This is a genomic window from Methanorbis rubei, from assembly GCF_032714495.1.
GTDB lineage: Archaea > Halobacteriota > Methanomicrobia > Methanomicrobiales > Methanocorpusculaceae > Methanocorpusculum > Methanocorpusculum rubei.
Window position 1 is genome coordinate 304,585 of sequence record NZ_JAWDKB010000001.1, and the last position, 26,773, is coordinate 331,357.

Below are 26,773 nucleotides of genomic sequence, written 5' to 3' on the forward strand. Positions count from 1 at the left end.
ATGGAAAAATAAAATAAAAAAAGATCAGAGTGTTCCTTTCGTACTCGGGACATCATCACGGCCCGGCACAACCGCAAGGCTCTCGCCTAAAGCAACACCAAACGCCTTAAAGATCGCCTCGCACTTGTGGTGATCATTCACGCCGGAAAAAATCACATGCGCAGTAATCCTCGCATTCATGCACAGACTGTAGAGGAAATGCTCGAACAAATCATTAGGAATACCGCCAGTGGAAATTCCCGTGAACGCACCATCCATCACCAGATAGCCGCGTCCGGAAACATCAATCGCAGCGGTCGCACGCGACTCATCCATTGGAATAATCGCATGCGAAAACCGCTTAATACCGCGACCCTCGCCGACCGACTGACTAATCGCTGTTCCAAGAACAATACCGATATCCTCAATCGTATGATGGGCATCCACAGCCAGATCGCCTTTTGCCGAAACCTTCAGGGAAAAACCGCCGTGGCGGGCAAACGCATTCAGCATATGATCCAAAAACGCAAGACCGGTATCAATCATAATCTCACCTGAAACATCAGGATCAAACATCAGATCAATTGCAGTCTCCTTCGTAACACGGGAAAACTCAGCTCTTCTTGTCATACATTCGCCTCCTTTAGCGCGTCCTGCAGGCTAATCTTACCGCTGTAAAGCGACGACCCAAGCACGCAGCCAAAAGCGCCGAAACTTTTCAGCGCCGAAACATCAGCAGTCGAACTAACCCCGCCGGCAACAACCACCGGAACAGACACCGCATCAATCAGAGCCTTCACCGGCTCTACCGCAATACCTGCCTGCAAACCCTCCACATCCACATTCGTGTACAAAAGAGAACCTGCACCAAGCTGCTCAAACAACTGTGCCCACTCGATATAGTCGCCAGCCGTCTCCTGCCAGCCGGACACCGCAATCTCACCGGCACGGGCATCAACGCCCGCCATAATCCGGTCAGACCCGAACTCCTTCGCAAGAGCCGAGATCGACTGCGGCTCCTTTGTCGCAAACGTACTTACAATAATCCGATCGACGCCTGCATCAAGCCAGCCGCGGGCATCCGCAATACTGCGGATGCCGCCGCCGACCTGCACAAACACATCAGTCTCAGAAACAACCTCACGGATAACCCGGGCATTTTCAAAAGACGCAGAAAACGCACCGTCAAGATTCACCACATGGAGATTTTTCGCTCCAAGACTGATCCATTTTTGTGCGTTCTCAAGAGGAGTGCCATACACAGTCGCCGTAGACCGCTCACCCTGCACCAGCTGAACGCACATGCCGCGCAGAACATCAACCGCAGGGAAAACTTCCATCTACCGCACCATCCTCGTAATATCAAGAACCAGAACATCGCGGGCGCCCGCATGCTTCAGCTGATTGATCAGCTGATACACACGCACATGCGGAACAACCGCATGCACAGCGACCGCACCGGAACCCGCAATATCCATAATCGTCGGACCACCGAGACCCGGAATTAAACTCCGCACATCATCAAGCCTGGACTTATCCACATTCAGCATCAGATAACACTGACCCTTTGCCGCAATCACGCTCTCAAACGCAAGAAGAATCTCCTCGATCTTCTCATGCTTTGTCGCGAGCGACTCATGATTCGCAATAACATTCGTCGTACTGCTGATGATCTCATCAACAATCCGAAGCTTATTGATCTCAAGAGTCGTCCCTGACGAGGTCAGATCCACAATCGCGTCCGCAACACCAAGCTGCGGAGCAGCTTCGCATGCACCGCTGACCTCAATCAGCGTCACATCAACGCCCGCGTCCGCAAAGTATCTCCGACAGATGCCGGGGAACTCGGTTGCAATGCGGAGACCTGAGAGGTCCTCAACTGACTGCACCGGAGACTTCTCCGGCACAGCCAGCACCAGCCGTGCGGACCCGAACTTCAGATCCAGCATAACCGAAACATCAGACCCGCGTTCGGCAACCATATCAACGCCGGTGATACCGATATCGGCAACACCCTTCGCCACATACTCAGGGATATCAATCGGCCTGACAAACAGCACCTCAATCTGCGGATCAACCGTCTTTGCGATCAGCTGCCGGGATGCACTCATCTGAATATGAATGCCGGACCTGTCCATCAGATCATTGATCGGCTCGGCGATCCGTCCCTTGTTCGGGATGGCAAGCCGGATTTTGGATGACGATGACATCGTTAGAAGGTCTTTAACTTACCGTCGATTACCAGGCGGGTGATATCGGTGATGTTCTCGAGGCGGTGGTTTACGATCTCCTCAACCTCGGCCTGATACTCCTTGAAGTCGTATCCGCGTTTGGTTATGCACTGCACGCTTGCAACAAGCGGGTAGTCGATCGGGTGGCCGATCTGGGAAAGCAGGCGGACGTACATCTCCTCGATACCCTCAACCTTCTGGCATGCCTCGCGGGCAACATCAGTTGCAAGCAGATTGTAGATCTTACCAATGTGGTTGATCGGGTTCTTACCGGAAGTTGCCTCCATCGACATCGGTCTGTTCGGAGTGATCAGACCATTGCAGCGGTTGCCGCGGCCGACGGATCCGTCGTCGCCCATTTCTGCAGAAGTACCGTTCACGGTCAGAAAGACAGACGTGCTCTTCTTTCTGATGATGTCTGCCGTGTTGATCTCGACCTTTACTTTCCGGTCGGTGTACTTTCTTGCAACTTTACCGAAGGACTCTTCCATCTTTGCCTTCATATCAACATAATCGGCGATGCCAGAGCAGTAACGGTCAACCATTGCTGCGGCAACCGTGATCGTGATCGTGTTGATCTCACGAAGACCCATCAGTTTGATGTCGTAGCCGAGCATCGGGTTCTTGGGGCGGAATTCGTTTGCGATGTACTCGTCAAGGCCGAGGATGATCTGCTCAACCTGCGAGAACGGTGCGTGACCGACACCAAAGGAGGTATCATTTGCACGCGGAACTGCGGTGTGGCCCTTCTTGGTGTTGAACACATCGCAGAGATCGGTTGAGCCTGAGCCCATGCGGCAGTCGACGATGACATCACGGTTCATGTCAAAGGTCGGAATCGTGGTGCTGAGATAGTCGCGTGCTGCTTCAACGGCAATTGCATCGGTTGCAAAGACCTTGTTGCCGAAGGTGCGGGTTGCTCTTCCAGTGAGGAGGAAGTAGATCGGTTTTACAATCTTTCCGCCGCCGAATGCAGGGGCTGATTCGCCTGCAACAACTTCTCCCTGATCGGTGTTGTGGTGCAGGACGCCGCCGTCGCATTCAGCCATATATTCCTTGCAGAGTGCGCGGGAAATTGCCTCTGCGACACCGTCTGCAAGGCTGTCCGGGTGACCGATACACTTGCGTTCGACGAGCTCGACTTTCTGTTTCTCAATAGGGGTCTGCGAGAGATGCTTGACGCTGATATTTCTCTTCACTTTTTAATCACTTCTCAATCATCTGATGTTTAAGTATAAAATAGTTATTTTCAAAAAATAGATTTTTTTGCTATATTGCAAACTTTGCCTATAAAGATTTTGTATTGGCAATACAGAGTGCGGAAATATAGTGAAACGTGTCTGAAAAAAGAAAAGAAAAAGGAGTTATTCTTTCTTGCATCCGAGGTGGTGGTCGATAAAGATCAGGGCTTCGGGAGACTTGCCCGCCTTCTCAAGCATGTCAACAATATCTCTTGCGGTCTCCTCCTCTTCCACCTGTTCGGTGACGAACCACTGAAGTTCTGCAGCTGCCGCGTAATCCTTCTCGGCAATGGCGGTCTCCATGATCTTGTTGATCATGGCGGTGACTTTGATCTCATGACCGTAGACCGCCTTGAAGATCTCATGCAGATCCTTTGCGGTTGTTGCAGGTTTTTCGATTGCGTCAAACTTCACGTCAATGCCTTTGCGGATCAGGTAGTCGTAGAACTTCGATGCATGGGTCATCTCTTCGCCTGCATGGGCACGGAGCCAAGCTGCCGCACCATTCCATTTCATCGCACTTGCATCAGCGGAGAGCTGCAGGTACAGGTATGCAGAGTACATCTCTGCATTAACCTGTTTGAGAATTGCATCATATACGCCGGATTTTTTTACTGCCATAGTTTTTCAGAGCTCCTGCCGGAATCAGGAATTCCGGTGTTCGGATAGTAGAATATATTTCATGAAATGGTATTAAAGTGCGGATGAGGGCAAAATGTATCTCTCGGGGAAAAGTTTCGTTCAAAAATGAGAAAGAACATTTTGTGGCATCAAAGATGTTAGATTTTTTCAGTGTGTTCCGTGGACGAATTAGATGCAATAAGGTAACATTCGTTTTTTTCCCTTCCTGTTTAAATAGATGTAAAGTTTTTTCGACGAACAGCCTTATTGCAGAGTCCTACTAACAAGTACATCCAATGGAATCCAGATCGCGCCTTGTTGCCATGCCGCTTGTGGTAACCCTGCTGATGCTTGTAGCGCCGCTGATCCATCCTTATATTGTCGGGGCAGTAGTAATTCTGCTGTCCATCATTCTCTATACGATTCATAAAACTCATTATCTTGCGATCTCGATCGCGGTCCTTGCACTGCTGTATGGTATCGGATTTATTCCGGTGACCGCATTTGTGGCCCCCATGATGATGATGGTCTGGGGCGAGTTCATTGCCAGGATTCTTAATAATCATCTACCTGACACCCTTGCCTTTACCGCGGGTTCAGTGCTTGGTATTGCAGCCACCATGATCTACTGCCAACAGCTTGACTGGCTTGTCGGCATCATTGCGGTTGTGGTGCTACTGATGCTTCGAAGTATCCTCACGAACCGCGATGATGCGTCGATGATAGGTCTTTTAGGCGTTGCAATGACGATTACGCTGTTCTTTGACCTGGACTTCACATACGATGCAACCATGCTTGCCCTGGCAGTCGCGGTCTGTGCCGGCTTTGCCTACTTTGCCTATCGGGCAAAGACCGTTGATGCGAGCGGCGTGTTTGCAGCAGTTTTATTCGGCATAATTTTGATCACCTTTGCAGGCGTGCCCTGGTTCCTTATCGTTATCAGCTTCTTTATTCTCGGATCCTTTTTCACCAAATACAGATATGCGGAAAAAGTGTTCCTTGGTGTTGAGCAGGGAAAGAGCGGACGCCGCGGCTACCTGAACGCATTTGCCAATGCCCTTGTAGGAGTTGCCGGCGCAATCCTCTTCGGTATCACCGGCAATGAAATATTTATCGCGCTGTTCCTCGGTTGCATTGCAACCGCTACCGCAGACACTCTTGCGAGCGAGATCGGTGTTACCGGCGGAACTCCTTATATGATCACCACGCTGAGGCCGGTGCCTGCCGGAACGAACGGCGGTGTTACGGTGCTTGGCGAGCTTGCGTGTCTGCTTGGCGCCACAATCATCTGCGGACTTGCGTTTCTGCTGGATGTTGCGCCATGGTATATCTGCGTGATCGGCATCATTGCCGGATTTGTCGGCACGAATGTTGACAGTCTGATTGGTGCACTCATCGAGAACAAGGGCGTCATCGGAAATTCCGGCACAAATTTGCTTGCAACCCTTTCCGGCGGCCTGTTTGCGATGGCGGCGTACTGGGTGGCTGTGACTGTGTCGGCCAGCTTTTTTTGATGAAACGCGAATAGCGCGAATCGCATGCCTTCGGCCTGCTCACCGCTTTACGGAATAAAAAAATCGCCAATGGCGATTTTTAAGGGATTACCAAAATTATTTTTTGGACACATCTATCCATTTAGAGATGCATAGATTTTTTTATTCGCGTTTTGAAATATTTGCCACCGCGCAACTCCCATTCTAATATTTTCTGCATCCATGGTCGACTCAGAAATACTATGCAAAGTGCAGGAAAACCCCACATTAAAATGGATGTGTGACTGATAAGTATGTGGAAGGGATACGGTGCAGATATCACTCAAACTTGAACTGAGCGACAAGCCGGGACAGCTTCTTGCTGCAATTAAACCGGTTTCCGACAGCGGGGCAAATATTATATCGATTATGCATCAGCGCGATGCCGCCGCAAGCGACGGCACACTGATTGTGGACATAGTGGTCTCTCTTCCACAGGGCCGCCTCGGCCAGCTGGAAGCTGCACTGCGGTCAAACGGCATTGAGATCATCCGCATCGGAACCGATCATCTGACCTGTACCAAGACATTTATTTTAATCGGCCACATTCTGCACACCGATTTAACGGATACTATCAATAGAATCGATAAAGCAAACGTTGCCGAAGTAACCGAGCTTCACATAGTGATGCCGGGAATTACGCAGCCGTCCACCGCGAAGCTGACGATTAAAGCCGCGGGTTCTGCAGAGATGGATCAGGCATGCAAGCTTCTGATGGAGATTGCCGAGGAGAAAGAACTCCTGATTATCGACGAAGAGGGAGGCCTCGCATGACACCGATGCGGATTGCTCTTCTCGGCCTCGGCTCTGTAGGGAAAGGCGTGGCAAAAGTTCTTGCAAACCCTGAGTACGGGTTTGTAATAACTGCTGCCGCTGACTCCAAAAGCGGCGTTGTTGCTCCGGCAGGCACGACCCTTGACATGTGCGAGGTTTTTGCCCGCAAAAATGCGACTGGCAGATGCGGAGACTCTGCATGGTCTGCGGAGAGAATTGTCCGCGAGGCTGAGTATGATATTTTAGTTGAGGTGTCGCCGACAAATGCCCAGACCGGTGAGCCTGCGCTCTCCAACATCCGCGCTGCACTGATGCGGGGCAAACATGTGGTGACCTCCAACAAGGGTCCGATCTCAATCGCATACCCTGAACTTTCGGCAACTGCAAAGGAACACAACGCAGGGCTGATGTTTGAAGGAACAGTTGCAGGAGCAGTCCCGATTATGAACGGTCTGCGCTGCGGTCTTGCCGGCAACCGCGTGAACGCACTGTTTGGTGTTTTGAATGGAACCTGCAACTACATTCTGACAAGAATGGAGGAGGAGGGTCTCACCTATCAGCAGGCTCTTGCGGAAGCAAGCGACCTGGGATACGCAGAAGCCGACCCGAGTGCGGATGTGAACGGAACTGATGCGGCGATCAAGCTCGTGATTCTTGCAAACACGATGCTTGGTATGAATGTGAAGCTGGATGATGTGATCCGCGTCGGTATCGACGGCATGACCGCCGATGCTTTGATGATGGCGGCAAAGACCGGTCACACGATCCGGCTTATTGCGTCCATTCATCCGGAGAAGCGGCTGCTGGAAGTGTCGCCGCGTCTGATTCACAAAGAGCATCCGCTTGTTGTTGACGGAACACTCAATGCGGTGACGGTGGACACCGAGCTTGCCGGACCCATCACGTTTATCGGCAGAGGGGCCGGTTCGGTTGAGACGGCAAGCGCTGTTCTCGCGGATCTGCTTGCGTTAAAGGAACGATATGACGGCAAGTGAGAAAAAATCCGGAGGAGTTTTAGGCAGACGCGGCCAGTTTTTGGCCGCCATGCGCCAGATGACATTTGAGTCCGGCCATTTTACGACAGCCGAGCTTGCGGACGCTGCAACAGTTCCACGCTCCACTGCTCAGGACTGGATCAACCGCCTGATCCGCGAGGGCTGCATTTTTACGAAGGAAGAGAAGCATGGCAGGCATCCGGCACGGTATGCTTCCCGAAGTGCAATGCCGTCAACGACATGCAACCGCATTTTTACGACCGCTGACGGCGACATGGTGGAGATTTTTCATGAGTGTCTGAGCAGCGGGTGTGCAGGGTTCTGTGAGTTTCATCACCGGCGTGCCGGTGGCGCTGCGCTTTCGGTGCGGCGAGATGGGATGCTGTTTCGCGAGCTTGCAAAAGTGGGGCCTGCTGTTGAGCCTGACTTAAGTTCCGCTGCGGTCGGCCTTGCCGGCGTCCGCCGCGAGGATGATATGGTCGTGCAGACGATCCGATCAGTTTACGGCGGCCCTGCCTACTCGCTGTCCTCGATGATGGGGCAGGCGAAAGGGGTGTGCGGTGTGTCGATCGCCTCAGCAGATGGAGTGGTGAGCGGCGAGGTGAAGACCAGGGCGCTGGTTCCGGTAACGGTCGGCATTGATGATACCGACCGGAAAGGATGCGGCGGTGCGACGTTTGCGCTGTCGCAGGCGTTGATGAAGTATCTCTCGGACGGCACTGAGGTTATCGGCATCCGGCATCAGGTGGCGGTGCTCTGTCAGGATATTGAGGAGAAAACTGCCGGAAACTCATGCAGTTTTCTCGAACTCGCGGTCCTTCCCGACGCGGTCGCAGGGCTCTCTGCGAAGATATGCAGATTTGTTGAAGAGGAGAGTGTTTCTGCAAACTGGGGCGTCGCTGTCGCGACCGGTATCGGCGTTCAGGCTGAGTTGCTCTCTCTTGGCGCTCGTGCCAGGTCCGAGCGGCTGACTCTTGATGAGGTCCTTGGAATTGCAAAAGAGTGCAATGTTCTGACTTTTGGCGGCAATGGAATTATCGGTGCGGTGGCAGCGGTGTCGCTTCGAACGCAGGAGCAGGAAGTACTGCTGGATCTTTCAAATCCTGTTTCTCTCAGCTAAACCTTTTTATCGGTTTGAGTGTAAAATATATTTTACATGAATAAAAAAATACTCGGTGTTCTGTTCGCAGCTGTGGCCCTGTGTCTGGTGGTTTTTGCCGCAGGATGCATCGGCACTGCGGATCAGACGGCAAAGGTCAATGATACGGTGAATGTTTTTTACACCCTGACGCTTGAGGACGGCATGGTGGCTGAGTCAAATGTTGGGAAAACTCCGCTGACGTTTGTTGTCGGTTCGGGCAGAGTGGTGAAAGGGTTTGACGACGCGATTCTCGGAATGAAACCTGGTGAGACGAAGACGGTTACTCTGACGCCTGATCTGGCATACGGCGAGTACAGCTACAACACGTATGCTGACGTTCCGATCTCAATGGCGGAAACCTACAACAACGGACCTATTGAGATTGGATCCACATTCCTGATGTACGATTACTCGACCGGTGCAATTCAGGTGGTACTGGGTGAGGTCGTGATCATTGACAATGAAAGCAACATGACCCGTGTCGTCATAAATGCCCCATATGCCGGAAAGACGCTGATCTTTGAGATCACTCTCGACTCGATCGGCACAAAAACCACATAATTTTTTTTATCTCTCATCTGGGTTTGCCTATTAATTCCTGCCATCCACAGAACCCGAAAAAATTAATTTTCGTGTGTACCGGTTTTCCATGGGCGGAGCTATAACGAACGTTAGTTGTCAATAAACGAACTTATGACCAAAGTCCCCCCTCTTCCGAAATTACTTAAACCCGCGCGACCCACAAAACCGGTATGTCTGTACAATGCGGCGACACGATCCGTGTCCACTATACGGGAAAACTCACCGACGGCACTCAGTTCGATTCTTCCGAGGGTCGCGACCCGCTCGAGTTCCATGTCGGCAGCGGCATGGTGATCCCTGGTTTTGACAACGGCGTGATCGGCATGGAGATCGGGGAGACCCGTGTTCTTGAGATTCCGGCAAAAGATGCCTACGGCGAAAAATCTGAAGATATGATGGTGGCAATTCCCCGCGAGGAGTTTGGGCCTGACTTCACCGCAAACGTTGGCGAACAACTCATGATTCAGCTCGGCGACGGCAACCAGATTCCGGTAACAATCTGCCAGATCGATGAGAACACCGTGACGCTTGACGCCAATCCTCATCTCGCAGGACAGGATCTGATCTTTACCGTAACGCTTGTTGAAGTCGTCGTCGACTAAATATCATCACTTTTCTTTTTTCATATCTTGCACAGAAGAGAAAGATGTTATACTGTTGGTCAAAGATATTTTCGTACGGAATATCTATGAAAAATATGTTTGCAAAAAAATTCGGCTTCGGCTTAATGCGCCTGCCGCTCAACAACCCTGACGACATGGCAGACATCGACATCAAAACTCTGCAGAACATGGTCGACTCCTTCATGAAGCAGGGCTTCTCCTACTTCGACACCGCCTATGTCTACACCGGGAGCGAAGAGGCAATCCGCGAGACACTCACAAAGCGCTATCCCCGTGACAGCTTCGCCCTTGCAAGCAAACTGCCAATCTTTGCCGTCTCTGCAGAGAGTGATCAGGAAAAAATTTTCAATGATCAGTTGCAGCGTGCCGGAGTCGACTACTTCGACGTTTACCTCCTCCACAATGTCACGATCGAGACCTATCAGTCCGCACAAAAATTTCACACCTTCGAGTTTTTAAAACAGCTAAAAGAACAGGGAAAGATCAAAACGCTCGGCATTTCATATCATGACAATGCCGAGCTGTTGGACGAAGTCCTCACCGCTCACCCTGAGATTGAGATAATTCTTTTGCAGATTAATTACCTTGACTGGGACAACGATACCATCCAGTCAGGAAAATGTTATGACGTTGCCCGCAAACACCAGCTCCCAATAATTATCATGGAACCGCTCAAGGGCGGGACCCTTGCCAATGTTCCAAAAGATGCCGAGAAACTTTTCAAACAGTACAACCCTGACGCGTCTCCTGCCTCATGGGCAATCCGGTATGCGGCAGGACTTGACGGTGTGGTCATGGTCCTCTCCGGCATGTCAACTATGGATCAGATGTTGGACAACACCGCATACATGCAAAATTTCACTCCCTTAAACGAGGAGGAGCACAAAATTATTGCACAGGCCGCAGAGATAATTTCCGCAAACATTGCTATTCCCTGCACAGCCTGCATGTACTGTGTGGGCACCTGTCCTGAAAATATTCCGATTCCCAAGTACTTTGATCTCTACAACAACAAGATGCAGACGATTGAGATGGCATATTATCCGCAGCAGCAGTACTATGATAATTACACCAAAACCCATGGCAAAGCATCTGACTGTGTGGAGTGCGGCGCATGCGAGGAACACTGCCCCCAGCATCTGAAGATCATTGATCTTTTGAAGGATGTCGCAAAAGAGTTTGAGGTTGCTTTGCCGAGTGAGTTAGCAGAGTAAAAAAATTATTTTTTCAATTCCTTTCCAACCGAAAATGCCTTTCCGAGGACAGGTCCCTGCCCCACATACAAAAATTTCGCATGATCGTACGAAATTGGCCGCATCGCCGCCACATCGATGTTATTTTTCTCATCAAGAATACTCTCATCAGCATGCACCGCAAGAATTTCTGCGATGAAGATTGAGTGCGTGCCAATCTCCTGCTGTGACACTACCCTGCACTCAAGGGACAGCGGGAACTCAGCAATTGTCGGCGCATGCACATGCTTTGCCGGCACAGGTGTGAGGCCGAGGTCAGCAAACTTGTCGGTCTTTCTGCCGCTCGTGATTCCGAAGTAATCCGCTTCACGCATCTGACTCTCTGACGGAATGTTCATCGTAAACTCTTTTCGCTCGCACAGCGCTGCATGGCTGTAGCGTCCGGGCCGGACTGCAATCATTATGTGCGGCGGGTCAGACACCGCAATGCCTGTCCACGACACCGCGAGGCCGTTTGGCTTATCCAAAGAGTCGTACGTGCAGACCACCGTCACCGGACAGGGCGGCAGAACCGCATAGGGAGCGAGCTCACGCTTCATGTAAGTATATTTTTGTGGAAAGGTAATATGTTAGTATGGATAAACACCTCTACCGCTCTGCATCCAACCGCTGGATTGCAGGTGTCTGCGGAGGCATCGCAGAGTTTACCGGAGTGCCGGCACTGCTCATCCGGCTGCTGTGGATCGGACTGAGTATCATTGCACTGCCGATCTCTCTACTGATTGGTATTCTGCTCTATATCGCAGCAATATTTCTTCTTCCAAGCAGCCCGGGCCGGGCTGTTCAGGATCCAAACGTGATTGACGCAGAGTTTGAGATAAAGGAGTGAGAGTTTGACGCATCCCCCAAAGGACCAGAATGATCTGACCGAGCCGCCGTTTTATCTGCCGCAGTTTGAAGCAGCATACCGCTACATCATCGACGAGTATGTGATTGCGCCCCGCGATATGGCGATCTTTATTCCCTGCGCTGTTAGAAAACCCTACAGCACAAGTCCAAGCCACAAACTGTTTCACAAAATGTTTCGTGAAGTATTTTCTGATCCCTCAGAGTATCATGTGGTGATATTTGGCACCTGCGGAACCGTTCCCTCAGAGCTTGAGCTGATGTACCCGTTTGCGCATTATCACTACATGCTTGGCAATGTAAAGGATCAGCGCATCAAGGATGATTTTCTGCGCATCGAGACGCGGCGTATTGTCGGGTATCTGGAAAAAACGCGGGACATCTACACCAAACGCATCGCTTACTGTATTGGAATATTCCGCGCTGCAATGGAGGCTGCGGTTGCCGAGACCGGAATTGCTGTTGAGATTTATCCGACGCGTCCGGTGATTGACAAGCTCTATGATGCGGACTGCCCGTTCCCTGAGGGAAGTCTGTCGATGCAGGAGTATCTTGATGAGTTTTCTTCCGCGCTTGCGGCGATGAGGGATGCGTGAAGATGGCGGTTCGCGAGGTTGCTGTTGTCAGGCTCGATGAGAAGAAGTCGAAGTTTTATGCGCATCTGTATGAGATAGACTCGGTTGAGGATGTTGCCGAAATCCGTGAGATGCATGACCGGCTCTACAAGAAGGCTGCTCACCACTGTTATGCGATGGTCTGCGGGAGTGCGAGCGACAGCCGTGCGGATGGTGAGGTGGGGTCTCCGGGCCGGGCGCTTGCCGAGGTGATGGAACGCAATAATCTTGGTTCGCATGTTTTAATGGTATCAAGAATTTTTGGCGGAATCAAGCTTGGTCCTGCGGGTGTTGCAAGAGCGTTTCGCGAGGCAGGGGCTGGCGCTGTTGCTGAGTACATGAAGACGCGAAAGCAGTTATAGCTCACAAGAGGATACTATAGTAGTATGGATAAGTTACGCGGCTGCCCGATGCAGAATGGAAAACAGTGTTCGGCGGGAGACTGCCAGTGGTGGAATGAGGAGTGGAAGGACTGCACGATGAATGTGGTGGTCCGCTATCTCCGTGCGCAGGATGTCCGTGCGACGTTTAATCATCCGGTTCCTGCTGAGTTTCTGGAAGGCAGCCGGAAGTAGGGATGCGACCGAAGATTCTTCTCACCAACGACGACGGCGTGAACTCGGGCGGTCTGTGGGCTGCATATGAGGCGATGTCAGCGTTTGCGGAGGTGACGGTGGTTGCTCCTGCGGTTCAGCAGAGTGCTGTCGGGAGATCTATTTCGATTTTTGAACCGCTGCGGATGAATGAGATGATGATCAACGGCAGGCATGCGTATTCGGTTGAAGGAAGGCCGACGGATGCCCTGCTGCTTGGTCTGTATGGTCTTGATCTGAAACCTGATCTTGTGGTGAGCGGTATAAATCTGGGAGAAAATATTTCGTATGAGTCGATCACAACATCAGGGACGGTTGGTGCTGCGATGGAGGCGGCTAATCAGGGGGTTCCTTCGATTGCATTTTCTCTGCAGATGAGTGATCAGGGAAATAAGTTCACGGACCCAAGGTGTCATCAAACAGATTTTTCTCAGGCGAAAGAGGTTGTGGGAAAAATTGTGCAGATGTTTCTTTCGACCGGTCTGCCTGCGGGGAGTCATCTGATCAATGTGAATATTCCGTCCTGTGCGATTGAAGGGTATGAGGTGACGACGCTTGGAACGAGACTGTTTGATACGTATGTGGAGAAACGGATTGATCCCCGCGGCAAGCCGTACTACTGGATCAACGGGGATGTTGTGTATATGCCTGAGCCGCACTCGGATGTGACGGCTCTGCGAAACAATCGCGTGTCAATTACGCCGCTTACGCTGGATAACACGGCGTTCTCTGCGTGCGGCGAGTTGCGCGAGATGCTTTTAGGGCAGAATTTTTAATTTTTTTTTGGTTTGATATGATTTGTATTTGTTCTGTTTCGCTCACGAAAAATATGTGGTACCACAAAAAATTAGTTGATTTTTCGGAAGAAAGGAACCGATTGAGTGGCAGATGAGCTGGATAAATATCTGAAACGCGAATAGTGCAAATAAAAAATCACCAATCCCCTTTTCTCACCACTCATCGATTTACATTTTCAGAAAAATAAAATTATTTCATGGTATCAAACAGTCATCTCACAAAGAAGACATCATCCATATCCACAGAATAAACACCGTCGCAGACACTATCGTCAGCGGGACTCCGATTCTGAAATACTGCCAGAAGGTCATCGTCTGACCGCGCTTCTCTGCATTCTGAATGATAATCACCGAACTTGCCGCACCAAGAATCGTCAGTCCTCCTGAGACCGTACTTCCCGCAGCAAGCGTCAGATACATTGACATGGGGGCTCCAGCCGCCTCCAGCACCGGAAGGACCAGCGCCACATACGGAACATTTGATACGAGCTGCGGCACCAAAAGGCTCACCACAAACAGCATCGGCATTGATGTTGTAAACGACTCAGGCAAAAACGACTGAATCACTCCCGTGTTCCAGACTGCAGCCATCAGAACAAACATCGACACAAAGAACACCAGCGTGCTCCAGTCAATACCCCGCACCAACTCGGCCCTTCTCTTTGAAAAGATAAGCAGCGGCAGAGCAGCAGCAGCGGCAATTGCCACCATCGGAAGCTCGTATCCAAGCATCGACGTAACCACCCGCAGACCGATCACAACAAACATCAGCACAAGTGACAGCTTCACCAGCCACTCCAGTTTCAGATCCTCAGGCTCCTTCGTATCAGGACCAACCTTCAGCAGAGCCTCCCCGTTTGGGAGCCGCCAGATCATCAGCCGGTAGAGAACATACAGGCTCACCATCGCCGGAACAAACAGATAGATGAAGAAATTCACAAACGAATCAGGGATTCCGCCTGACATTGCTATCAGCAGTACCTGCGGGTTTCCGATCGGCGTCATCACACTGCCGAACGTCACCGCTGCCGCAAGAGCCACCAGCATTCTTGTCACCGGAATATCAAAATGTCTGGCACAGTACAACGCCACCGGCGTTCCGATAATTGCCACCGTATCATTCATCAGAAACGCTGATGTTCCAGCCATCAGAAAAATAAACCACAACATCACCTGACGACGGGTTTTTGCCTTTGAGAACACCGAAACCGACGTCGTGTGCAAAAGTCCGGATCGCTCCATAGCAACCCCCAACACAAACACGCCGAACAAAAACACAATCAGCTGCACATTCACTGACGCAACTGCATCAGGAATACTGATAGATCCGGTCAAAAGTGCTGCAACAGCACCACCTGTCATCACTACCCAGATGGGGAGCCGGACTCTTCCCACCCGCCGAACCACAATCAGCACAAAGACAACTGCAAGGATTGCAACTGCAACCGGAAACATTCTCTCTTACTCGCGGGAAATACTCACCAGATCAATTGGTTTGTAATGCCCCCGGTACAAAGAACCGTCCGATGTATTCAGAACTCCGATAAATGAAACACGCATCCCTTCACCATACTCCGCAGGAACACCGGACATCGGGATATAGAGTGTACCGTCATCTCCAGAAATTGCCATTCCGCCTCCGAGAACCTCCACAGTTCCCGTAACAGAAAACTCCTCAGTCTTTGGCATGCTCACATACCACACGCAGAGCACACAGGCGACCACAAGAACTACACCGGCAATTGTATTCTTCCTTGACATAGTACCAAATCAGGATTTTATGAGAATTATCTCGATGCACGAGACATTTGACGGACCATTATCAGTTTCAATCCGATCAGTAGAGGTGGTTACACTCTGCTTGACCACATTCGGAAGAAACTGGCGGACCACAATCTCCGCCGTATCCACTGCACGAACAATGGCCTTGCCGCGTGCTTTTACAATCACCTCGGCATTGTCGGCGTTGAACTGCGTCACCACAGCAAGCACGTAGTTCATCACCGGCTTGTTTCCAATCAGGACTATATTATCCATCTTCTATGTATAATGTATAAGTTAATCAGATATATTTCATCGCTTCCCATTTTTCCGTTTTGGTATATCGAAAAAATTATGGGAATTATTTTGTTTCTTCCCGCATCTTTTTCAGAAATACTTCTTGGTATGGAGAAGTTCTGCATTCAGGACCGATGCACCCGCGGCTCCGCGGATGGTGTTGTGTCCCATTGCCACGAATCTGATACCGTCACGAACACGTCCGACAGAGACCGTCATGCCGTTGCCACGGTTTCTGTCGAGACGTGGCTGCGGGCGGTCTGCCTGCTCAAGGTACTGCACGGTTTTTGCCGGCTGGGTCGGAAGTCCGGAGAACGGCGGCTGCCATGACTTGAATGCCTCGATAACTTCCGCGGGAGTTGCCGCAAGATCAATCCAGACGTTGAGCGTGTGGCCGTCGATTACTGCGACGCGGTTACAGGATGCAGACACGCTAAACGGAGCGCCGGTAACTTTTGCGCCGTCAAATGTTCCGAGAATTTTGTTTGCTTCGCGTGCAATTTTTTCTTCTTCAGATCCGATGTACGGGATGACGTTGTCGTAAATGCTGAATGCCGGAACTCCGTCAAAGCCTGCTCCGGAAATTGCCTGAAGGGTTGCCACCTGAATGCTCTTGAACGGGAACTTCATGAGCGGGGCAAGTGCGGTTGCAAGCATAATTGTTGAACAATTCGGGTTGGTGACAATGAAACCCTCGCGGTTGTGATTTTTCCTCTGCAGATCAATCAGAGTTGCATGCTCAGGGTTGACTTCTGCGATCATGAGCGGGACGTCAGACGCCATCCGGTGAGAGCTTGCGTTGCTGAAAACACCAACACCCGCGTCTGCAATCTCAGACTCAAGTGTTGTTGCAATGTCTGCCGGAAGTGCGGAAAAGACAATGTCACAGTCCTTTACTGCGTCGACTGTTGTCGGTGACACGACGAGATCGTTTACTGAGTCAGGGAACGGAGAGTCAAGCCGCCAGTTGACCACTGAGCCGTAGATTTTTCCGGCTGACCGTTCCGATGCCGTCAGCGTTGTCAGGGAAAACCACGGATGGTCTGCCAGAAGCTGTACAAAGCGCTGACCGACCGCGCCTGTTGCTCCAAGAATACCAACATTAACCATGGAATATTCATTCGCTTTGCCGGATATTGATGCTTTGCTTACTCGTCCCCAAACACTCTCGTAATCTCTTCATCAGAGACTGCAATCTCCCATACTTCCCCGCTGTGCGCGAAGTACACGCATGCGGAAGGCGTCACAGAAAATAATTTCTCCACGGCAGCCGCATAGAGAAAAACCTGTCTTTGGTACTGTGCGAGAGTCTCTTTCTCCGCCGAACTCATCTTTCCTGATTTGTAGTCGATCACACGCAGACTGCCGTCCTGATATCTGACGAGCCGATCAATCACGCCGGTAAGCTGCTTTCCCATAATTTCTACGGAAAACGGCAGCTCGCAGAACTCCTCGGCTGCGTTCTGCATGATCTCTGAGTTCAGGAATTCTGCGTACGCCTCCCTGATCTGCTGTTCGGCAGCTGCATCAAGCCGGTGCTTTCTGCACAGCATTGATGCGTCCTGTCCCTGAAACACTGCATGCAGAACGATTCCATAGATGGTGTCTGGCGTTGCCTGCTCACTCATGCGAGCGTGATTCATTGCAGTTGCTGAGGCAGATCGCAGTCGCAGCCGCGGCTGCGGCGACTCGGTCTCTTCCCGCACCGCATATGAGTATCCCAAAGGAGCGGCAGGACAGCAGAGCGTGTTGATCTCATCAGCTGCCGATGCTGTTCCTGAAGTCACCGAAATTTCGATGATTGTTTCGTCAGAAAATATTGAGAATGACTGCGCATGCTCAGCTGGCAGCAAATATTCAGACAACCATTGTGCCCTGCTGTTTTTTTGCGGGAAACTTTTTCCTTTCACGTATGAAAGGATCAGATGATCCTTCGCCCGCGTCATCGCAACATAGAAGAGTCGTTTTCGTTCGGCAATCTCTTTTGCTCCCCTCGTCTCCTTCGTAAACATTCGCACGAATGTGTCCGCAGATTTTTCTCCGGCACCATGCATCCGCATCGAAAGTCCGATGCCAAGCGTTTTGTCAAGCACCAGTCCGGTTCCGGGAGAGGATGTGTTTTTGTCAAGGTTTGCGAGGATCACAACCGGAAACTCAAGACCCTTTGAAGCATGGACCGTCATAATGCGCACCGCATTTCCATCCGGCAAGTCGATTTGCGCCTCGCTTTCACTGATCTCTTCTTCAGCTCCGGTTGCAAGCATTCGTACAAACTCAGGAAGCGGCAGTGACCGCTTCCGAGTCTGTGCCCTGGCAAGTCCTGTCAGCTTCTCAAGATTTGCAAGGATGAACTTTCCTCCGGGCATTCCTCCATACACCGCATACATTCCTGCTTCACGAAGAACCCGCCGCAGAAATTCCGGTACCGCCTCCCGCATCGAAAAGTTCTGCCATCTGCGAATCTGTGTCATTGCCCTGGCAATTCTTGATTCAGGATGCTCCTTTGCATGCCTGATTACCCTGCCGTAGTAGCTGCCGCCGCCGGTAATACAGAGATCTGCATCCGAGATGCCGAAGTACGGCGAGCGCAGCACTCCGTAGAGTGCAATGTCATCACCCATTCCGGTAATCACCGACAAAAGCAGCATCATGTCGACTACCTCCTGTGACCCGTAAAATCCCTGACTCTTGTAGATGCTGTAAGGAACTCCCGTCTCCCGCAGGGCATGCTCGATCAGTGCCTGGGTGTTTCGCGTCTCAAGAAGAATCGCCATATCCCCAAACTGTGCAGGCCGAAGGCCGCACCCGTCGCGGACCATGACGCCTGACGCAACTATCTCTTGGATTTTTGCCGCGATCATTCGTGCTTCAAGAAGTGCAGAGGGTGCTGAGTCGTCAGGAATGGTTTCAAGAATCTGTACCGTTCCTGTGTCGCAGACGCGCGGAGGAGATACAGAAATCGGATCATACCCGACATCCCATGCCTCGGCTGAGTTTGCAAACAGTTTTGCAAACAGATAGTTCACGACACCGAGAATTTCCTTTGTGCTGCGGAAGCTCACGTCGAGTGCGACCGGATCGGTTTTGCAGGAGACGGCAACTCTCTCCTGCATCGCGTTCACCTCGCAGATGTCTGCGTTGCGGAATGCATAGATCGACTGCTTCGGATCCCCGACCAGAAATATCGCGTCATTGGACGGGTCAAGTGCTCCGACAATCCGCCAGATAATTGCAGACTGCGCAGGATCAGTATCCTGCACCTCGTCCACCAGAATGTACGAAAATCTCTTTCTCAGTACTTTTTGCACCTGATCTTTTTCGGTGAGGTTGCCTGCAAGCCGGATAAGATCCTCAAAGTCAAGAGCATTTCTCTGTTGCTTTTCTCGCTGATACCTTGCATGTACCTCGCGTGTGATGCGGCCGAGGGCAGCGATGACGTTCACGCTTTCTTCGGTGAACGGATCTTCCTCGCTTGGAAGATATGACCAGCCGCTTGGAAAACTGTCGCAGGATTTTTTCAGAGTCGCAAATGACTCGCGGAACCTGATGAGATCCTCGCCGAACACTCCTTTGCTGCCGAGAGTTTTTCCGGTCTTTGTTCCGTTCGCTGCTTTGAGTGCCGCGACCGCAGCACAAAACTCTTCTTCGTCTGCCTCGCACAAAATTTCAAGAGACTGCCGGACCGCTCTCAGATATTTTCCGCCGGTGTCATCAACTCTGCTGTAGAGTTCCGCAAACACTTTCAGTTCACTGATAGATTTTTTTGTGGAAGGATCAGCGAAGAAAATTTTCTGATGCTCGCGGACTGCGTCTGTCATCAACTGCCGCCAGCGTGTGATGCAGAATTTTTTTTCTTCCGCATTTGTCGGGAAGAATTTTTCAAATTCTGTGTACTGCGGCAGAAGTTCTGCGACAATTTTTTCCAGAGACGAAACATCCGCAAACAAGAATGATGCATCCTCATACAAAAATTCAGGCGGCCGCATCAGAACATTTCTGATGGAAATTGTTGTCAGCACCTGCTTTTCCATCTCATCAAGAATCTCAAACCCGGGGTCGATGCCTGCGTCAAGAGCGAACTCTCTCAGAATCGCGGCACAAAATCCATGGAAGGTGGTAATTGCTGCGCGGAAAAATTCGTCAAGAATTTCTGTCCAGAACAAATACTCGTCCGCAGTCTCCGCGGCCTCTGCAAGTCCGCGGATGTCGGCCTCAATCCTCTCCCGCATCTCTGCTGCGGCTTTCTCGGTAAATGTCAGCGCCAGAATATCCGAGACACTTGCCGAGCCTGTTTTCTCCCGAAGATAGGAGAGCAGCATCTGATAGCGTCTGCTCAAAAGAAATGTCTTGCCGGTTCCTGCTCCCGCAGTCACGCAGAGACTTTTTCCCATAGAGAGGGCTTCTCTCTGCCGCTCTGTTAACTCCACCATTTACTCATCGCCTCCGGCAAGTGATCTGAGTTGACCGAATCTGCAGATGAATCTCTCCTTGCAGGAAGAACAGCCTGTCTTGTTGTAAACAGGGGCACAGACTCCTTCCCGCATGCCTTTCCGGTATGCCGCGGCGAACTCAAGCGCGAGAGAGACAAAGCAGTCGTCCGAGTCCTGCGTGGGATATGTTTCCGCAACAGTTTTCGTGGATATCTGGTAGTAGCTGCCGCCTGACTGCTTCAGATCAGGTCTGAGATGGTTGATTGCCGCAAGGTAGAGTGGAAGCTGAAGGGATTTTCCTGCTTTGATCTCGGCAGCAGTTTTCACGCTGCCGGTCTTGTAGTCGGTCACCGAAAATTCATTTTCCCTCAGTCTTATTCGGTCGATTCGTCCTTCCAGCCTGAGTTCATCTCCGTCCGAAAGCGGGATACCGGACGTATCAGCCATCGAGAAGGAAAACTCAAGCATCTCTTTTGGTGTAATCGATCCAGCCTTCGCGGCTGCAATTTCTCTGTCGATAACTTCAACGAGCCTCCCCGGGTAATCGGGAGTTCCAATATACCTATCCCTGAGACTCTGCCATCTCGGGGTTGCAAGGCCAACTCGGTCAAACTCTTCTGCGGCAATCCTCAACAAATCCGCGACCGCTGAGTCGCGGTTTATCTCGCTTGGTGGAAAAAACTCTGACTCTGCTATCATTCGGTACATGGTTTTGTGGATGACAACGCCAAGCTCAGGCAGTTCATCACTCTCAGGGTTGGGATGAGCGAGAAGCCGCAGATGCAGCTCGGTGTACCAGCGAAACGGACATGCAGCATACCGCTCAAGTTCGGTTACCGAAAAGCAGGCCGAGTTTCCATACTGATCCCTGAAGCTTTCATCAGCAAACACTGCATCGTACTCTGTTGCCGGAGCTCCCGCGCGTTTGATAACTTCGATCTCGGTCCTTCGTGCAGCGTCCAGAAGATCCGGCAGCCGACTTGTGTTTAGATCATTCTCCCAGGAGTTTTTCGCCATCAGCTCTCCTGCGTGCGCTGCAAGCCATGCGCTCGAGTGCCGAGTCTCGCCTGCTTCCCATGCGGTGTCTGGCAGATCAAACATCTTCAGCCATGCGGACGGGATTTTTGCCTTGCCCTCATCTGTTATCGGGGCTGACAAGTAGAGCGACTTCTCTGCCGCAAGCAGTACTGACAAAAATGCGTACCGTTCTTCCTTCAGTGTTTCTTCATAGGTCTGCGTCTTTGCCTCGAGAGTCTCGGCTGTTGTTAGAAACGGCAGCCTTGGATGAACGCGGGGAAGAACGTCTGCGGTGAGTCCTGCAAGAAACACATGCGGAATTTTCTGGTGAACGATCTCACGAAATCCGAAGATTTTCACGGTGTCCGCGGTTTCGTACGGTGATATTGGGCTGCTCTGTGCTGACTTGACAAAGGAGAAGAGCATCGAGTAAAATTTTCCTGCAGAAATTTTTTCATTCGCAAGCAGTGTTTCTGCCGCATCGATCGCCTGAAGAACTTCTTCAAAACTTTTTACCGCGGACGCGTCCGCAGCTGATCCATTTCTTCCCGGGAACTCAAGGCGGTCGAGCAGTTTTCTCAGTTCAGTGATGAACTCTTCTGCAGTTTTTTTTCCATCGCTCAAAGGAGAGAGAAGAGCAAAAATTCTCTCAAGTTTTTTTTCGACCGCATCAACTCTGGCAGCCTTTGCCGCAAGTTCTGACTTTTCCGGCGCAGGAGTGTCTGCATCCTCTATTTTACTGCACAGCCGCTCCTTCAATCTCTTCGGATACTTCTGCCACTGCTGTTTTCCTCCGGTGATCTCTGCGGCCTGAGAGAGCCACAACAGATCGCGGGAGGAGACTGCGTTTTCCTTCCAGGAAAAATGCGGATAAGAGAACAGGATCGTCATGTCTTCTGTTGCATAATTTCCTACCACCGTCTTTAGCAGGGAAAACACTGCGGCTACTGCGGGCGAACGAAACAGTGGATTACCGATCGAGCTCTCAAACTTCAGCGTACTGTCCTTCGCAAAAAAATCCGGGAACAGTTCTCCGGCAAGCTCGGCATACAACGGAACTTCAGGCGTGAGGACTGCAATGTCTCCCGGGCTTGTTCCCGCTTCAATCAGGCGGCATATTTCTTCTGCGATTGCGGATAGTTCCGCAGTTCTGTCGGCAAACACACCGATCTTTTGTATCGGGATGTTTGGAGAGAGGGAAAGCTTCTGAAAAATTGTTTCTGCGAGACTGTCGTGCTCAATCTCTTCAGAGTCTTGTAGCGGAGAAAATATTTTGTTGTTCTCTGCGTAGGGAACAAACTCGATTACTTCGTCCGCGCGCATGCGTACTGCGTCCAGAAGATCTGCCTCCAGCTCTTTTGGTGCGTAATGCCCGCACAGCACTGCGAACTTTATCAAAAATCTGCCGTCGCGTACTGCGTCTGCTGCGAGATGCAGGGTCCGGACTGCGTCCGCGGTCTGTTCTCTTTCCGAGAATGCATCGTACTCCTCAAAGATCGAGGCGATTGCTGCAAGCTTTTCATTCCCTGTTGGCAGTTGCGCGCGCCGATAGCGAAGGGTGTTGTAGAGGGTGACGAGATTTTCAATCGCTGCTGCTCCGGGATTTTTCTCAGGAAAAATGCTGAGCATCGATTGGTTTCTCCCGACAATTTCTGAAAAGATCATATTCTGTTCAATGGGTGAGAGAATTCTGATGTTCGGGAAGGCTGTGGTTACCACTGTTTTTGCAAAATCTGCAATTGTTGTGATGCGGGATGGTATGCAAAATCCGTTTTCTTCACGGCTTCGTCTTCGTATCGTCTCGGCAAGCCTGTTTACCGGTAAAATCATCCATGCATTTGTCGGGTCTGCCTTTTGTTCACGAAAATATTTCGCGAAAAAATCATCAGGTATGGTTTTTGGCAAACCGTAGCGAGTCAAGGCAGACATTGATGATTTAGTTGGACGGCAGAATACCATAAACATGATCCAATTGAAAATATGGGGGGCTCACTACTGTTTCATCTGATTTACGCGGCCTTTGAAGCAAATGAGTTGTGTTGTGCAGGATTTGTATACCCTACTGCCGCTGATCCAATAAGTTGATAAGGTAATACGTTGAGAATACTTATGTTAGGCGGGGAAGAAGGGGAGTTCTATCTCATGCCTACAAAGTTTTGATTATGCTTTTTTGTTGAATTGCGCCTTATGCATTCATTTTGTGCAAATGATCACTCATGCCGCATGTGAAAATTGCGCCTGAATAAAAATATTTGATTGGGCAAAATGCCTCACGGCATCTTCTTGATCTCTTTTGCAATCTCCTGACCGAGCTTGAAAAATTTCTCTTTATCTGCCGAATCTGGTCGATAGGTGAACTCTACCGGCTCATGCCAGATTTGAATGCCTGCTTTTTCCAAAAGCTCGGTGATGACTTTTGGCGCGCCGCCTTTGCCGCCGTTTGATCCAAACGCAAACCCGATTTTTTTCTGAGTCTGTTTGCCTGGTCTGATCCCCATCAGATAGTAGAGGAATCCGGCAACCGTGGGCAGCGGATAATCCTCAAGAGTCGGGGAGCCGACAATGACTGCCTTTGAATCAAGAATGTCGCGGACCACATCAGATCGGTGAACTCCCTCATACCGTCCGTCCTTTAAGAGATCGAATTTGACTTCAACGCCTTCGGTGATTGCTCCTTCGGCGATGTACTGGGCCGCAGTGCCGGTCGAGTAGTGCATTGTGTCATACACGATGGTGATCTTATTTTTGGCAACACCGTTCGCCCAGTTGACGTAGGCGTTGATGATGTCTGCTGCATGGCTTCTCCAGATAATTCCGTGAGACGGCGCAATCATCTCGATCGGCACACCAAGCTCGGTAACCTCACCAAGTTTCTTGAGAACTTTTGGAGAGAGTGGAACGATCAGGTTTGCGACAAACTTTGCCGCATGCTCCATCGCAATGTCAATGCCGAGCTCATCATCGAAGCGTTCGCTGGATGCAACATGCTGGCCGAACGCATCGTTCGGGAAGAGAATTTTGTCCTCGCCAAGGTAGGTGAACATCGAGTCAGGCCAGTGGAGGAACGGAGCTTCAAGGAAGGTCAGGGTTTTGCCGTTGCCGAGAGAAAGGTTTTCCAGATTTTTAATGGTGTGAATGTTCCATGCACTGGTGTCGTAGTGGCGCGCGAATCCTTTTTTCGCGATCTCGGTCATGTAGATCGGAACGTTCGGGAGTTTTTTGGTAAAGAGCGGGAGGGAACCTGAGTGATCGACTTCGATATGGTTTGCCACGATGTAATCGATTTTTTCCAGCGGCAGGACAGATTCAATTCGTTCGATGAGCTGCCACTCATGGCCGGGATAGGTTCCGTCAATCAGTGCGACTTTTTCTCCGATAACGAGGTATGCGTTGTAGGTTGTTCCCGGAAGAGTGTAGCCGTGGTAATCACGAAGGTTCCAGTCAATAGCCCCTACCCAGTAGACGCCGTCTTTGATTTTTACTGCTTGCAACATGGTAATAGTTCCAATTTTCCGGAGTCCGACAAAACAATCCTGTCAGAATCTCCGGTGATTTGCTACATATTCGTTTTTGGTATTTAATAGGGGTGAGATTGCGGCATTTTTATTGAGGTGTATTTTGCGAGTGAAATTCTGATTTTCGTCAGTATATTTCTCGGTTTTTAAAATTTATCAATTGAATTTATCCAATGTCGTGATGAAACTTCGTTGCCCGTTCTGCCCCAATATAAGACTGTCCCCGATGAACAAATATTTCAACTTCCGGTCTCATAGTAACAGAGTACCACAGAAACGAGGATAGAAAAAAATGGGATTTTTACAAAGTGTTGATAATGCCGTAGGCGGAGTTATTTCTCCGTTTACTCGTGTAATGTTTGGCGAAGCACTGGTCGGTGAGGGTGCTGAAGTGGCACACATTGATCTGGTGATGGGGCCGAAAGGAAGTTCTGTAGAGCACGCATTTGTCAGTGCGCTTGCATCCCCGCAGAAAGGCCACACCCCGCTCCTTGCGGTTGTTACTCCGAACCTTCCGCCAAAACCATCAACTTTGATGGTGAACAAAGTCACCATCAAAAATGCAAGCCAGGCAGTCATGATGTTCGGTCCCGCCCAGCACGCGGTTGCGATGGCTGTCATGGACTCGGTTGAAGAAGGCGTGATCCCCAAAGACAAGGCAGAAGATCTGCTGCTCATCGTCTCCGTCTTCATCGAGTGGGACGCTGTTGACAAAAAGAAAGTTCATGACTGGAACTATGAGGCAACTAAACTTGCCATCAAACGTGCGGTCACCGGAGAACCGAAAATCGATGAAATTCTTGCCAAGAAAAACTCGGCAGTTCATCCATTTAATTAATTTTTTCTTTTTTTCATCCTTTGCAGAGTTCCGAAACTTCTTATCTCTCTGCGGCATATTATATTCCCAATTAGGTTTTTTGGGTTTTCCAAAACCACCGATGTGTTATGCCAGAATCCGACATTTCCCAACCTCTCAAATTATTTTCCAGTGATGGAACCGTCACTGCGATCAGGAGTACGGTACGAAATAATATTCTCTTTCTCATCAGGGATGAAGGAGAAGTATCTTTCTCCCGGATTATGGAGTATACCTCTCTTTCCAAGTCCACGGTCTCTGTTCACGTGAACTCTCTGATTGATGCTGGCCTCATCGCCTCTCACGCAGTTCCGGGCGATGCACGAAAAAAGACCTACTATCTCACGTCATCGCACCTCGCTGACATCGAACCATGCCGGCAGACCGGCAACAATGAGTTCCGGGAACTGATCCGCCAGTGTTACATCAAATACGATAATGTGGACTACCGCCAGATAATTCCGCATATCATTCAGGTGGCTCTCATCGAAGCAGGCATCAGAATCGATCCGATCATGATCCGCGGCGGCGAGATGCTGGGCGAGTCGGTGTCGATGTATCTTGTTGGCAACACGCTTGAAAAAACCCTTGACAACATCGTCAAATTCTGGGCAAGGTATGGCCTTGGCGAGATGCGGATTCGTTCCATGTCCCCGCTTCGGCTTGAGATCTACAAATGCTACGAGTGCATGGTGCTTCCGAAAGTTGAGCGCGCTTGCTGTGTTATTTCGCGCGGTATTCTCACCGCAGTGCTGTCAGCCCATTTCGGCAAGCAGCCGGTAACGGTGGAAGAGATCGAGTGCATGGCTCAGGGATACCCTGCCTGCTGTTTTGAAGTAACGCTGCCGGATTCTGTTGTGATTTCTTGAAAAATAGGTGTTACGCGGTTGTGAGTCTGCGACATGCGATTTTGTTTGGAGCAACCACGGAATGCACGGAAATTTCACGGAGCTTCACGGAAAAATAAAAATGCACGGAGAACGCCTGCGGCGCCGGAATGCACAGAAAAACTAAGGGTATGAGTATATGTGTCTGTTATCATTTGGAGATGCCAACCTCCTTATGTTTTCCGTGC

27 protein-coding genes are annotated in these 26,773 nt (G+C 50.6%); 14 read left to right on the plus strand and 13 right to left on the minus strand.

Features of this window, described 5'->3' with window-relative positions; all coding sequences use genetic code 11:
• Positions 1–24 precede the first annotated feature (24 nt).
• The 5 genes from hisB to McpCs1_RS01700 all read right to left on the minus strand — a co-directional run bounded on the left by hisB (position 25) and on the right by McpCs1_RS01700 (position 4,072).
• Positions 25–609 carry an imidazoleglycerol-phosphate dehydratase HisB gene (gene hisB / locus McpCs1_RS01680; protein ID WP_338095507.1) on the minus strand — a complete coding sequence of 195 codons (585 nt, stop codon included), beginning with the start codon at positions 607–609 and terminating at the stop codon, positions 25–27.
• Positions 606–1,319, minus strand: coding sequence for a 1-(5-phosphoribosyl)-5-[(5-phosphoribosylamino)methylideneamino]imidazole-4-carboxamide isomerase (gene hisA, locus McpCs1_RS01685; RefSeq protein WP_338095508.1), 714 nt, complete (start codon positions 1,317–1,319; stop codon positions 606–608). Before hisA ends, hisB begins: the two co-directional genes overlap by 4 nt.
• Positions 1,320–2,189 (minus strand): ATP phosphoribosyltransferase, encoded by an 870-nt coding sequence (gene hisG / locus McpCs1_RS01690; RefSeq protein WP_338095509.1) that lies wholly within the window; start codon positions 2,187–2,189, stop codon positions 1,320–1,322.
• 2 nt (positions 2,190–2,191) lie between these two features.
• Positions 2,192–3,409, minus strand: a complete 1,218-nt coding sequence (locus tag McpCs1_RS01695; protein ID WP_338095510.1) for a methionine adenosyltransferase — start codon at positions 3,407–3,409, stop codon at positions 2,192–2,194.
• Between the two features lie 165 nt (positions 3,410–3,574).
• Positions 3,575–4,072: a ferritin gene (locus McpCs1_RS01700; protein ID WP_338095511.1), complete on the minus strand. Its 498-nt coding sequence runs from the start codon at positions 4,070–4,072 to the stop codon at positions 3,575–3,577.
• 296 nt (positions 4,073–4,368) lie between these two features.
• Between McpCs1_RS01700 and McpCs1_RS01705 the strand changes: the two genes are divergently transcribed.
• From McpCs1_RS01705 to McpCs1_RS01735, 7 genes are all read left to right on the plus strand, one after another.
• Positions 4,369–5,586, plus strand: coding sequence for a DUF92 domain-containing protein (locus McpCs1_RS01705; protein ID WP_338095512.1), 1,218 nt, complete (start codon positions 4,369–4,371; stop codon positions 5,584–5,586).
• 288 nt (positions 5,587–5,874) lie between these two features.
• Positions 5,875–6,378, plus strand: a complete 504-nt coding sequence (locus McpCs1_RS01710) for an amino acid-binding protein (protein ID WP_338095513.1) — start codon at positions 5,875–5,877, stop codon at positions 6,376–6,378.
• A complete protein-coding gene (locus McpCs1_RS01715; protein WP_338095514.1) occupies positions 6,375–7,373 on the plus strand; it encodes a homoserine dehydrogenase in 999 nt (332 codons plus the stop codon). Before McpCs1_RS01710 ends, McpCs1_RS01715 begins: the two co-directional genes overlap by 4 nt.
• Entirely contained in the window at positions 7,360–8,493 is a 1,134-nt protein-coding gene (locus tag McpCs1_RS01720; RefSeq protein WP_338095515.1) for a sugar-specific transcriptional regulator TrmB, read from the plus strand. The genes McpCs1_RS01715 and McpCs1_RS01720 overlap by 14 nt, the downstream gene beginning before the upstream one ends.
• Before the next feature lie 36 nt (positions 8,494–8,529).
• A complete protein-coding gene (locus McpCs1_RS01725) occupies positions 8,530–9,075 on the plus strand; it encodes an FKBP-type peptidyl-prolyl cis-trans isomerase (RefSeq protein ID WP_338095516.1) in 546 nt (181 codons plus the stop codon).
• A gap of 191 nt (positions 9,076–9,266) precedes the next feature.
• On the plus strand, positions 9,267–9,698 hold the full coding sequence (locus McpCs1_RS01730) for an FKBP-type peptidyl-prolyl cis-trans isomerase (protein WP_338095517.1): 432 nt from the start codon (positions 9,267–9,269) through the stop codon (positions 9,696–9,698).
• Positions 9,699–9,793: 95 nt separating this feature from the next.
• A complete protein-coding gene (locus McpCs1_RS01735) occupies positions 9,794–10,933 on the plus strand; it encodes an aldo/keto reductase (protein WP_338095518.1) in 1,140 nt (379 codons plus the stop codon).
• A gap of 5 nt (positions 10,934–10,938) precedes the next feature.
• Here the strand turns inward: McpCs1_RS01735 and McpCs1_RS01740 are convergent, their stop codons facing one another.
• Entirely contained in the window at positions 10,939–11,511 is a 573-nt protein-coding gene (locus McpCs1_RS01740) for a flavin reductase family protein (RefSeq protein ID WP_338095519.1), read from the minus strand.
• A 35-nt stretch (positions 11,512–11,546) separates the two neighbouring features.
• On the opposite strand from McpCs1_RS01740, the gene McpCs1_RS01745 reads away from it, so the two are divergent.
• Genes McpCs1_RS01745 through surE form a run of 5 tightly spaced genes read left to right on the plus strand, consistent with a single transcriptional unit; the run spans position 11,547 to position 13,801 of the window.
• Complete coding sequence (locus McpCs1_RS01745) at positions 11,547–11,801, plus strand: PspC domain-containing protein (RefSeq protein WP_338095520.1); 255 nt, start codon at positions 11,547–11,549, stop codon at positions 11,799–11,801.
• Between the two features lie 4 nt (positions 11,802–11,805).
• Positions 11,806–12,414, plus strand: a complete 609-nt coding sequence (locus McpCs1_RS01750) for a DUF5591 domain-containing protein (RefSeq protein ID WP_338095521.1) — start codon at positions 11,806–11,808, stop codon at positions 12,412–12,414.
• A gap of 2 nt (positions 12,415–12,416) precedes the next feature.
• On the plus strand, positions 12,417–12,794 hold the full coding sequence (locus tag McpCs1_RS01755) for a YigZ family protein (RefSeq protein ID WP_338095522.1): 378 nt from the start codon (positions 12,417–12,419) through the stop codon (positions 12,792–12,794).
• A 24-nt stretch (positions 12,795–12,818) separates the two neighbouring features.
• Positions 12,819–13,007, plus strand: coding sequence for a hypothetical protein (locus McpCs1_RS01760; protein ID WP_338095523.1), 189 nt, complete (start codon positions 12,819–12,821; stop codon positions 13,005–13,007).
• A 2-nt stretch (positions 13,008–13,009) separates the two neighbouring features.
• Positions 13,010–13,801, plus strand: a complete 792-nt coding sequence (surE, locus tag McpCs1_RS01765) for a 5'/3'-nucleotidase SurE (protein WP_338095524.1) — start codon at positions 13,010–13,012, stop codon at positions 13,799–13,801.
• 237 nt (positions 13,802–14,038) lie between these two features.
• Here surE and McpCs1_RS01770 read toward each other — a convergent pair whose 3' ends face one another.
• The 7 genes from McpCs1_RS01770 to McpCs1_RS01800 all read right to left on the minus strand — a co-directional run bounded on the left by McpCs1_RS01770 (position 14,039) and on the right by McpCs1_RS01800 (position 24,821).
• Positions 14,039–15,277 carry an ArsB/NhaD family transporter gene (locus McpCs1_RS01770; RefSeq protein ID WP_338095525.1) on the minus strand — a complete coding sequence of 413 codons (1,239 nt, stop codon included), beginning with the start codon at positions 15,275–15,277 and terminating at the stop codon, positions 14,039–14,041.
• Positions 15,278–15,283: 6 nt separating this feature from the next.
• Positions 15,284–15,583: a hypothetical protein gene (locus McpCs1_RS01775; protein ID WP_338095526.1), complete on the minus strand. Its 300-nt coding sequence runs from the start codon at positions 15,581–15,583 to the stop codon at positions 15,284–15,286.
• Between the two features lie 9 nt (positions 15,584–15,592).
• Entirely contained in the window at positions 15,593–15,859 is a 267-nt protein-coding gene (albA, locus tag McpCs1_RS01780) for a DNA-binding protein Alba (RefSeq protein ID WP_338095527.1), read from the minus strand.
• A 111-nt stretch (positions 15,860–15,970) separates the two neighbouring features.
• Positions 15,971–16,990 carry an aspartate-semialdehyde dehydrogenase gene (asd, locus tag McpCs1_RS01785; protein ID WP_338095528.1) on the minus strand — a complete coding sequence of 340 codons (1,020 nt, stop codon included), beginning with the start codon at positions 16,988–16,990 and terminating at the stop codon, positions 15,971–15,973.
• A gap of 38 nt (positions 16,991–17,028) precedes the next feature.
• Positions 17,029–20,310, minus strand: coding sequence for a UvrD-helicase domain-containing protein (locus McpCs1_RS01790; protein WP_338095529.1), 3,282 nt, complete (start codon positions 20,308–20,310; stop codon positions 17,029–17,031).
• Entirely contained in the window at positions 20,311–23,256 is a 2,946-nt protein-coding gene (locus tag McpCs1_RS01795) for a PD-(D/E)XK nuclease family protein (protein ID WP_338095530.1), read from the minus strand.
• A gap of 341 nt (positions 23,257–23,597) precedes the next feature.
• Positions 23,598–24,821: an FprA family A-type flavoprotein gene (locus McpCs1_RS01800; protein ID WP_338095531.1), complete on the minus strand. Its 1,224-nt coding sequence runs from the start codon at positions 24,819–24,821 to the stop codon at positions 23,598–23,600.
• A gap of 313 nt (positions 24,822–25,134) precedes the next feature.
• On the opposite strand from McpCs1_RS01800, the gene fae reads away from it, so the two are divergent.
• Entirely contained in the window at positions 25,135–25,680 is a 546-nt protein-coding gene (fae, locus tag McpCs1_RS01805; RefSeq protein ID WP_338095532.1) for a formaldehyde-activating enzyme, read from the plus strand.
• Positions 25,681–25,787: 107 nt separating this feature from the next.
• Complete coding sequence (locus tag McpCs1_RS01810) at positions 25,788–26,567, plus strand: transcriptional factor MsvR (RefSeq protein ID WP_338095533.1); 780 nt, start codon at positions 25,788–25,790, stop codon at positions 26,565–26,567.
• Positions 26,568–26,773 lie beyond the last annotated feature (206 nt).

Coding starts and splice junctions, on each gene's coding strand:
- McpCs1_RS01745 (WP_338095520.1), top strand. CDS start 11,547: ATGGATAAACACCTCTACCGCTCTGCATCCAACCGCTGGATTGCAGGT.
- McpCs1_RS01775 (WP_338095526.1), bottom strand. CDS start 15,583: ATGTCAAGGAAGAATACAATTGCCGGTGTAGTTCTTGTGGTCGCCTGT.
- McpCs1_RS01770 (WP_338095525.1), bottom strand. CDS start 15,277: ATGTTTCCGGTTGCAGTTGCAATCCTTGCAGTTGTCTTTGTGCTGATT.
- hisA (WP_338095508.1), bottom strand. CDS start 1,319: ATGGAAGTTTTCCCTGCGGTTGATGTTCTGCGCGGCATGTGCGTTCAG.
- McpCs1_RS01700 (WP_338095511.1), bottom strand. CDS start 4,072: ATGGCAGTAAAAAAATCCGGCGTATATGATGCAATTCTCAAACAGGTT.
- McpCs1_RS01795 (WP_338095530.1), bottom strand. CDS start 23,256: ATGTCTGCCTTGACTCGCTACGGTTTGCCAAAAACCATACCTGATGAT.
- McpCs1_RS01725 (WP_338095516.1), top strand. CDS start 8,530: ATGAATAAAAAAATACTCGGTGTTCTGTTCGCAGCTGTGGCCCTGTGT.
- McpCs1_RS01740 (WP_338095519.1), bottom strand. CDS start 11,511: ATGAAGCGTGAGCTCGCTCCCTATGCGGTTCTGCCGCCCTGTCCGGTG.
- McpCs1_RS01705 (WP_338095512.1), top strand. CDS start 4,369: ATGGAATCCAGATCGCGCCTTGTTGCCATGCCGCTTGTGGTAACCCTG.
- asd (WP_338095528.1), bottom strand. CDS start 16,990: ATGGTTAATGTTGGTATTCTTGGAGCAACAGGCGCGGTCGGTCAGCGC.
- fae (WP_338095532.1), top strand. CDS start 25,135: ATGGGATTTTTACAAAGTGTTGATAATGCCGTAGGCGGAGTTATTTCT.
- McpCs1_RS01760 (WP_338095523.1), top strand. CDS start 12,819: ATGGATAAGTTACGCGGCTGCCCGATGCAGAATGGAAAACAGTGTTCG.
- McpCs1_RS01715 (WP_338095514.1), top strand. CDS start 6,375: ATGACACCGATGCGGATTGCTCTTCTCGGCCTCGGCTCTGTAGGGAAA.
- McpCs1_RS01790 (WP_338095529.1), bottom strand. CDS start 20,310: ATGGTGGAGTTAACAGAGCGGCAGAGAGAAGCCCTCTCTATGGGAAAA.
- hisG (WP_338095509.1), bottom strand. CDS start 2,189: ATGTCATCGTCATCCAAAATCCGGCTTGCCATCCCGAACAAGGGACGG.
- McpCs1_RS01800 (WP_338095531.1), bottom strand. CDS start 24,821: ATGTTGCAAGCAGTAAAAATCAAAGACGGCGTCTACTGGGTAGGGGCT.
- McpCs1_RS01755 (WP_338095522.1), top strand. CDS start 12,417: ATGGCGGTTCGCGAGGTTGCTGTTGTCAGGCTCGATGAGAAGAAGTCG.
- McpCs1_RS01735 (WP_338095518.1), top strand. CDS start 9,794: ATGTTTGCAAAAAAATTCGGCTTCGGCTTAATGCGCCTGCCGCTCAAC.
- hisB (WP_338095507.1), bottom strand. CDS start 609: ATGACAAGAAGAGCTGAGTTTTCCCGTGTTACGAAGGAGACTGCAATT.
- McpCs1_RS01730 (WP_338095517.1), top strand. CDS start 9,267: ATGTCTGTACAATGCGGCGACACGATCCGTGTCCACTATACGGGAAAA.
- surE (WP_338095524.1), top strand. CDS start 13,010: ATGCGACCGAAGATTCTTCTCACCAACGACGACGGCGTGAACTCGGGC.
- albA (WP_338095527.1), bottom strand. CDS start 15,859: ATGGATAATATAGTCCTGATTGGAAACAAGCCGGTGATGAACTACGTG.
- McpCs1_RS01720 (WP_338095515.1), top strand. CDS start 7,360: ATGACGGCAAGTGAGAAAAAATCCGGAGGAGTTTTAGGCAGACGCGGC.
- McpCs1_RS01810 (WP_338095533.1), top strand. CDS start 25,788: ATGCCAGAATCCGACATTTCCCAACCTCTCAAATTATTTTCCAGTGAT.